General features: G+C 61.0%; 8 protein-coding genes. 5 read left to right on the top strand and 3 right to left on the bottom strand.

The genetic code is table 11. The features are described from left to right. Both mutS and AB4Z11_RS16680 read left to right on the top strand, forming a co-directional pair. Positions 1 to 1680: DNA mismatch repair protein MutS (gene mutS / locus AB4Z11_RS16685; protein ID WP_442026362.1), on the top strand; the 1680-nt coding region annotated here is incomplete at its 5' end. Continuing rightward, entirely contained in the window at positions 1677 to 2603 is a 927-nt protein-coding gene (locus AB4Z11_RS16680; RefSeq protein ID WP_442026361.1) for a hypothetical protein, read from the top strand. The genes mutS and AB4Z11_RS16680, both read left to right, overlap by 4 nt. Positions 2604 to 2628: 25 nt before the next feature. On the opposite strand, the gene AB4Z11_RS16675 is transcribed toward AB4Z11_RS16680, so the two are convergent. After that, positions 2629 to 3174 (bottom strand): FKBP-type peptidyl-prolyl cis-trans isomerase, encoded by a 546-nt coding sequence (locus tag AB4Z11_RS16675; protein ID WP_442026360.1) that lies wholly within the window; start codon positions 3172 to 3174, stop codon positions 2629 to 2631. A gap of 77 nt (positions 3175 to 3251) precedes the next feature. On the opposite strand from AB4Z11_RS16675, the gene AB4Z11_RS16670 reads away from it, so the two are divergent. The 3 genes from AB4Z11_RS16670 (at position 3252) to AB4Z11_RS16660 (ending at position 5402) form a co-directional block, all read left to right on the top strand. Next, positions 3252 to 4376, top strand: a complete 1125-nt coding sequence (locus tag AB4Z11_RS16670; protein ID WP_442026359.1) for a ribosomal protein uL16 3-hydroxylase — start codon at positions 3252 to 3254, stop codon at positions 4374 to 4376. A gap of 11 nt (positions 4377 to 4387) precedes the next feature. Beyond that, a complete protein-coding gene (locus tag AB4Z11_RS16665) occupies positions 4388 to 4858 on the top strand; it encodes a DUF7931 domain-containing protein (RefSeq protein WP_442026358.1) in 471 nt (156 codons plus the stop codon). Positions 4859 to 5129: 271 nt separating this feature from the next. Beyond that, complete coding sequence (locus tag AB4Z11_RS16660) at positions 5130 to 5402, top strand: hypothetical protein (protein WP_442026357.1); 273 nt, start codon at positions 5130 to 5132, stop codon at positions 5400 to 5402. Between the two features lie 112 nt (positions 5403 to 5514). On the opposite strand, the gene bamC is transcribed toward AB4Z11_RS16660, so the two are convergent. Both bamC and dapA read right to left on the bottom strand, forming a co-directional pair. After that, positions 5515 to 6672 (bottom strand): outer membrane protein assembly factor BamC, encoded by a 1158-nt coding sequence (gene bamC / locus AB4Z11_RS16655; RefSeq protein ID WP_442026356.1) that lies wholly within the window; start codon positions 6670 to 6672, stop codon positions 5515 to 5517. A gap of 13 nt (positions 6673 to 6685) precedes the next feature. Continuing rightward, a complete protein-coding gene (dapA, locus tag AB4Z11_RS16650; protein ID WP_442026355.1) occupies positions 6686 to 7564 on the bottom strand; it encodes a 4-hydroxy-tetrahydrodipicolinate synthase in 879 nt (292 codons plus the stop codon). Positions 7565 to 7647 lie beyond the last annotated feature (83 nt).

Genomic DNA, 7647 nt, shown 5'->3' with positions numbered 1-7647 from the left:
AAGCGCGACCAGTCGGTGGCCCGCGCGCGCCATGACGCCATTGCGGCCCTGATGCAGAACGACGCCACGGGCTCGCTGTCTTACCACCTGGCCCAGGTGCCGGATATCGAACGTATCACCACCCGTGTGGCGTTGCTGTCGGCACGACCGCGTGACCTGTCCGCGTTGCGCGATGGTCTGAAGCAGCTGCCGAACCTGCAGCACGCCCTGCAACGCGAAGCGAGCGCGGACAGTGCCGGCGGCCTGCTGTCGCAGCTGCACGACCATCTGGCAACCCCGGAGGACTGCGTGGACATGCTGGTGCGCGCCATCATGGAAGAACCGGCGACCATGGTGCGCGATGGCGGCGTGATCGCGCGCGGCTACGATGCGGAGCTGGATGAACTGCGCGGCCTGTCCGAAAACGCGGGCCAGTACCTGGTCGATCTCGAAACGCGCGAACGCGCGCGCACCGGCATCGCCAATCTGCGCGTCGAATACAACAAGGTGCACGGCTTCTACATCGAAGTCACCAACGGCCAGGCCGACAAGGTGCCGGACGATTACCGCCGCCGCCAGACGCTGAAGAACTGCGAGCGCTATATCACGCCGGAACTGAAGGCCTTCGAGGACAAAGCCCTGTCCGCACAGGACCGCGCACTGGCGCGCGAGAAGCTGCTGTACGACGAACTGCTGTATGCCCTGGCGCCGCACATCGGCACGCTGCAATCCATCGCGCAAGCGCTGTCGCAAGTGGACACCCTGACCGCGCTGGCTGAACACGCCCTGCGCAACAACTGGTGTGCGCCGCAGCTGGTGGCTGAGCCTTGCATCAATATCGTTGAAGGCCGCCATCCGGTGGTGGAAAACCAGATCGAGCGCTTCATCGCCAACGATTGCAAATTCCTGTCCGACCGCCGCCTGCTGCTGATCACCGGCCCGAACATGGGCGGTAAATCGACCTTCATGCGCCAGGTGGCCCTGATTACGCTGCTGGCCTATGTGGGCAGCTATGTGCCTGCCGCGTCGGCCACGATTGGCCCGATCGACCGCGTGTTCACGCGTATCGGCGCGACCGACGATCTGGCGGGCGGCCGCTCGACCTTCATGGTGGAGATGACCGAAGCTGCGACGATCCTGAACGGCGCTTCCGAACATTCGCTGGTGCTGATGGACGAAATCGGCCGCGGCACCTCGACCTTCGACGGCCTGGCGCTGGCCTGGGCCATCGCGCGCCACTTGATCGACACCAGCCGCAGCTTCACCCTGTTCGCGACCCACTACTTCGAACTGACCCAGCTGCCGGAAGCGCATCCGACCGCCGCCAACGTGCATCTCTCCGCCGTGGAGCACAAGGACAGCATCGTCTTCCTGCACGCGGTGCAGAACGGCCCGGCGTCGCAAAGCTACGGCTTGCAGGTGGCGCAGCTGGCCGGCGTGCCGCAGACGGTCATCAAGGCCGCGCGCAAACACCTGGCGCGGCTGGAAGCGCAGGCGCTGGATGGCACGCCGCAGATGGACCTGTTTGCAGCTCCGGTCGCCGACGCCAATGATGACGAGCTACCAACGCCTGGCGCAGCCGCTGCCGATCCGCGCGCCGACGAACTGCTGGCCGCCCTGGACGACATCGATCCCGACGCCATGACGCCGCGCGAAGCGCTGGACCGCCTGTACCAGCTGAAGCGCCTGGCGCAAGCATGATCCGCCGCGCCGCATCGCTGTTGCTGTTTGGCGCAGCCATGCTGTCTGCGCAGGCGCGCACGAGCAATGCTCCGCCGCCATCGCGCGATTTCAGCTTCGGTATCATCGGCCACACGGCGGCCAGCGATACCGGCGATGCGGACTTGAAACGCGCGATCGCTTCCGCCAATCAGTCGGCGCCGGATTTCGTGCTGGTGAACGGCATCAAATCCTATGCGGAGGCCTGCAGCGACAGGCTGTATAGCGAGCGGCGCGCGGTAATGGAAACGTCGGAGCGCCCGCTGATTCTGACGCTGGCGGGCAGCGACTGGACCGACTGCCGCAACAGCAATGGCCGCTCCAACGCCATCGAGCGCCTGAACCGCATTCGCGAAATCTACTTCGAAGATAATGATTCGCTGGGCGCAAAGCACATCACCGTCAGCCGCCAGTCGTCGATTCCCAAATTCCGCAGCTACGCGGAAAACATGCACTGGGAGCGCGACAAGATTCTGTTCGCGACCATCAATCTGCCGTCGAAGAACAACCACTATCTCAATGCGGCGGGCCGCAACAGCGAGTACGAAGACCGCATGGTCGCCAACCGCGCCTGGCTGCAGCGCCTGTTCACCTGGGCCGAGCGGCGCAAGCTGGACGCGATCGTGCTGGTATCCGATGGCGAGATCGGCGCACACATCGAGCAAGGCTTCTTCTCACGTCTGGCGGCCAAGAAGGACGGCTTTACGGAGACACGCAACATCGTGCGCAAGCTGGCGGAAAAGTTTCCCGGCAAAGTGCTGCTGATCGACAGCCACAAGGCAGAGAAAGGCGGGACGCCGTCCATCGAATGGAACGGCAATGTGGGGCATGTGGGCGTGTCCGATGAATGGACAGAAATACGCGTGGCGCCCGCAGGCGCCACGATGTTCAGCATTGCACAGTAGGGCGGATCATCGATCCGCCGGTCTGTTAATGCACTGGATGGCTGCGGAACTCGTCGCCCTCTTCGCCTTCATCTTCGTCATCGTCATGATGGTGGCCATGTGCGCCATGCACGTGTTCATGAGCGATCTCTTCTTCGGTAGCGGCGCGCACGTCGACAACCTTCAGCTCGAAGCGCAGAGCCATGCCGGCCAGCGGATGGTTACCGTCCAGGACGACCTTGTCTTCAGCGATTTCGGTGACGGTGAAGATCATGGCTTCGTCTTCGCCCTCTTCGCCATCAGGCATACCTTCGAACTGCATGCCGACTTCCAGCGGCTCCGGCAGGCGGTTGCGCTCTTCAACCTTGATCAGGTTAGGATCGTAATCACCAAAGGCGTCTTCAGGCTCAATCTGGACCGTGTTGTGGTAGCCCACTTCCTTGCCGTCCAGTTCTTCTTCAATCTTCGGCAGGGTGTTCTCGTAGCCACCGTGCAGGTAGACCATCGGCTGGCGGCCATCCTCGATCAGATTGTTCTGCGCGTCGGACAGTTTGTACTCCACCGTCACAACGGTATTCTTGGCGATCTTCATTTGGCTTCCTTTCAATTTAAGCTCGGGCAGATTATACCCCGTGCAGGCGATTGACCGCGGCGGGCTATAATCTCGCCATGAAAAAACTAGCTCTCCTCGGCGACATCACGCCGGCGCAATTCCTGCGCGACTACTGGCACAAAAAGCCTTTGCTGATCCGCCAGGCTATCCCTGGCTTCAAGCCCCTGCTCCCCTTCGACAAGCTGGCCGAACTGGCCACCAAGGACTATGTCGAGTCGCGCCTCGTCACGCTGACCGATGGCCAATGGGACATGCAACACGGCCCGCTGAAACAACTGCCGCCGCGCAGCCAGCGCGAATGGACCATGCTGGTGCAAGGCATCAATCTGCAGGATGACCGCGCGGACGAATTGCTGCGCCAGTTCCGCTTCGTGCCCGATGCGCGCCTGGACGACCTGATGGTCAGCTTCGCCACCGATGGCGGCGGCGTGGGCCCGCATTTCGATTCCTACGACGTGTTCYTGCTGCAAGCGGAGGGACAACGCAAATGGCGCATCAGTGCGCAGAAGGACCTGAGCCTGGTTGAAGGCCTGCCGCTGAAGATCCTGAGCAAGTTCAAGCACACCGAGGAGTTCATCCTCGAACCGGGCGACATGCTCTATTTGCCGCCGCACTACGCCCACGATGGCGTGGCGATCGGCGATTGCCAGACTTACTCGATCGGCTTCCGCTCGCCGTCCTACCAGGAGCTGGGCGAGGCCTTCCTGCAGTTCATGTGCGATTCGATCGATCTGCCGGGCCGCTATGCCGATCCGGATCTGGAGCCGACCAGCAAGCCGGCCGAGATTCCGAAGGCCATGCTGTCCAGGCTGGCCGATGAACTAAACAAAGTCAGCTTCACGGAAGACGATTTCACCATCTTCCTGGGCGAGTATCTGTCCGAGCCGAAGCACAATGTGTTCTTCACGCCGGTAGAAAAGCCGCTCCCGGCAGGCAAGTTTGCGCAGAGCGCGGCCAAAAAGGGTGTCGTGCTGTCGCGCAAGACGCAGATGCTTTACAAGGGCAAGAACGTGTTTATCAATGGCGAGTCCTTCGCGATTGGCAAGGCGGACAAGGCTGCGCTGGAGCAGCTGGCCAACGAGCGCACGCTGGATGGCAAGGCCGTGGCAGCGGCTTCTGAAGACGTCGCCGAAGCGCTCTATGCCTGGTACACCGACGGCTGGCTCGAACTCGGCAAATAAGGAGAGTTAGCATGGAGAAGCACCCTTTTGACAGCCGTACGCAGTTCGAAGCGTTGCTGATGGATTGCTTCTCCCGCGCCCGGCTAACCCTGCGCATGTTCGATCCGGACTATGCCTGGTGGAAGCTGGGCCATTCCCAGACGGATGCCGTATTGCGCAAATTCCTGCATGGTGGCGGACGTTTGCTCCTGGTTGCACACAGTAACGCCCAGCTGCAGCGCTATGCTCCCCGGTTCTTAACGTTGCTGCAAGACTACAGTCATCGGATTGAATGCCGGCTCACCAGCAAATCGCTGAAACAGCTGACGGATTCGTTCGCCGTCGCGGATGAAATACACATCGTTCGGCGTTTTCATTCGGATCATTTCCGCGGGGAAGCAAATTTCGATGATCCATCGTCAACCCAAACGAGTCTGGAACGTTTTGAAGGTATCTGGGCTGAAACCTTGCCGGGTCTGCAAGCAGATGCGACTGGATTATGAGCCAGAAATGAGTACAATGCGCGGTATCCGAAAGGTAGCCGGTATAGCCGGGAGAAGCTGGTAATTCGAGGACGTATGGAAATATTGCGATTCCGCAAAATACTTGCGTTTTCGACTCGTTTTACTATTGCGACGCACCAAAAAAGGCTATAATATTGGGTTAGGAAGTTTCCGTGTCTAGGGCACGAAACGCCCCTAACGAGCGATAATTACCGGTAATTATTCATCGCAACATTGTCTATTTTTTGTTGAAGAAATAAAGGAAAACTAAATGAAAAAATCCCTGCTGATCGCGTCCCTGCTGGCTGTTGCTCTGGCTGCTTGCTCCAAGAAAGAAGAAGCTCCAGCACCTGCTCCAGTAGCTACCCCTGAAGCCGCTGCTCCTGCAGCTGCTCCAGCAGCTCCTGCAGCTGACGCTGCTGCTCCTGCTGCCGCTCCAGCTGCTGACGCTGCTGCTGCTGCCGCTACCGCTGCTTCCGACGCTGCTGCTGCTGCTTCCGCAGCTGCAACCGCTGCTTCGGCTGCTGCTTCCGCTGCTAAGTAATTCCTTCGCAGGGAAAAAAAACCGGCTTCGGCCGGTTTTTTTTCGTCCATACCCAGCACCTTGGGGTGTAAAAAAACCGGCCGCGAGGGCCGGTTTTTTTGACTGAGGCTGATTATTTCAGCTGTTCGTACAGCAGCGTCAGGATCTTGTCGCCGGTTGGCGAGGTGTCCGGCTTGTTGTCGTTGGTCCAGACCGAAACCTGCGTCGTGTTGGTCGAGTCCGCGCGCACCGAGATGCGGTAGCGCTGCGCGTCCTTGTCCTTGTCGGACGAGCCCCAGCTGAACAGGCGGCTGAAGAAGCCCTTGGTTTCGGCTGCATCGGCCACGTAGCGAACGAAGTACACGCCCTGCACGCGGTCGCGGTCTTCCACGGTGAAGCCGGCGCGGTCCAGCGCCAGGCCCACACGGCGCCAGGAGCGGTCGAAGCCTTCGTCGGTCTGCACGAACTTCGCGGCGCCCTCGCCCTTGATGAAGGCGTGCTGCGGCTGCACTGCGGCGTTGTCCACGGAGGTGCRTGCTTCCGCTTCGTCTTTGGAGCCGCCCAGCTTGGTCATCAGCTTGGCCAGGAACAGCGCTTCCAGATTCGGATCAGCCGGACGCGATTGCCACTGCGTCGATTCCTTCTGCGCGCCGGTCACGACTTCTTCCGCGCCGCGATGGGAAATGTAGATCTCGGTCGAGCCGTCGGCATTGCGTTCCAGGCGGGTGCGGAACTTGTCGCGCTCGCCGCTGGAGTACAGCCCGTCGATCACTTTGCCCAGGGTATTGCGGATGAAGTCTTGCGGGATCTTGGCGCGGTTTTCATTCCACTCGGTTTCCATGATGCCGGCGGTGGCGTTATCCACGGCCAGGGTGAAGCCCGAATCTTCCCAGAAGGTCTTCAGCTGCGGCCACAGTTGCTCTGGCGTCTGCTTGACGACCAGCCAGCGCTGGTTGCCAGCGCGCTCAACCTTGACCGAGGAATTGCCGGTCGAAGCGACGTCGTTGACGGCTGCGGTCGAACCCGCCACGGTGCCGCGGTTGGCCGCGTAGCCGGAGGCGGTTGCCACACCACGGTCGGTGTTTGGCAGCGAGTAGCGGTTGTCCTTTTGCAGCTGGGTCAGGTCCGGTGGAACGTCCAGGGTGCTGGCTTTCTTGGCGGACTTGTAGTCCACCTTGCTGTCGCCAACAACCGACTGGATCATGCCGCAGCCGGACAGGCTCAGCGCCAGGGCGCCAACAACGAGACCGCGCGACGGCGGCGTGAGGGAAGCGATCTTGCGAATAGTCATGTGTAAAGAGAGATTAGTTCAGCACACCGGATTCACGCATTGCGGCGCGAACGGTCTCGTGGAATTGCTCTGCCAGCGGCACCAGCGGCAGGCGGATGCCGGCCGGCATCTTGCCCATCTCGGCCAGCGCCCACTTCACCGGCACTGGATTCGGTTCCACGAACAGCTTTTGATGCAGGGGGAACAGCTTGTTATTCAGCTCGATGGCGCAGGTGATATCGCCTGCCATCGCGGCCTTGCACATCTCGGCCATGCCGCGCGGCGCCACATTGGCGGTCACCGAGATATTGCCCTTGCCGCCGGCCAGCATCAGGGCCACAGCGGTCGGATCGTCGCCGGAGTACACGGCGAAGTCGGACGGCGCCAGGCGCAACAGGTCCAGGCCGCGGCCGATATTGCCGGTGGCGTCTTTCACGCCCACGATGTTCTTGATTTCCGCCAGGCGCAGGATGGTCTCGTTGGACATGTCCGCCACGGTACGGCCCGGCACGTTGTACAGGATCACCGGCAGATCCACCGCTTCAGCGATGGCCTTGAAGTGCTGATACATGCCTTCCTGGGTAGGACGGTTGTAGTACGGCACCACCTGCAGGGACGCGTCCGCACCCGCGCTCTTGGCGAAGCGGGTCAGTTCGATGGCTTCCACGGTGGAATTGCCGCCGGAGCCGGCGATCACAGGGATGCGGCCCGCAACGCGGTCCACGGTGGCCTTGATCAGCGCGCAATGCTCGGCCACGTTGACGGTGGCGGATTCTCCGGTCGTGCCAACGATGACGATGGCGTCCGTACCTTCAGCGATATGCCAGTCGACCAGCGAGTTCAGGCTGGGGTAATCCAGGCTGCCGTCGGCGTGCATCGGGGTGACGATTGCTACAATGCTGCCCTTAATCATAGGTTACCAATTGCAAAAAGAATTAAAACGACGATTGTAGACGATAGTCTGCAGATGTAGTGCATTTCCGGTCGTCAAATAGG

The organism is Pseudoduganella sp. RAF53_2 (assembly GCF_052113985.1).
GTDB lineage: Bacteria > Pseudomonadota > Gammaproteobacteria > Burkholderiales > Burkholderiaceae_D > Rugamonas.
The sequence above is the reverse complement of the archived record's forward strand: the minus strand, read 5'-3'. Positions and strand labels throughout refer to the sequence as shown.

What these genes read in the sequence shown, in the direction of transcription:
- AB4Z11_RS16680 (WP_442026361.1), top strand. Translation starts at nt 1,677, where the DNA reads ATGATCCGCCGCGCCGCATCGCTGTTGCTGTTTGGCGCAGCCATGCTG.
- AB4Z11_RS16675 (WP_442026360.1), bottom strand. Translation starts at nt 3,174, where the DNA reads ATGAAGATCGCCAAGAATACCGTTGTGACGGTGGAGTACAAACTGTCC.
- AB4Z11_RS16665 (WP_442026358.1), top strand. Translation starts at nt 4,388, where the DNA reads ATGGAGAAGCACCCTTTTGACAGCCGTACGCAGTTCGAAGCGTTGCTG.
- AB4Z11_RS16660 (WP_442026357.1), top strand. Translation starts at nt 5,130, where the DNA reads ATGAAAAAATCCCTGCTGATCGCGTCCCTGCTGGCTGTTGCTCTGGCT.
- dapA (WP_442026355.1), bottom strand. Translation starts at nt 7,564, where the DNA reads ATGATTAAGGGCAGCATTGTAGCAATCGTCACCCCGATGCACGCCGAC.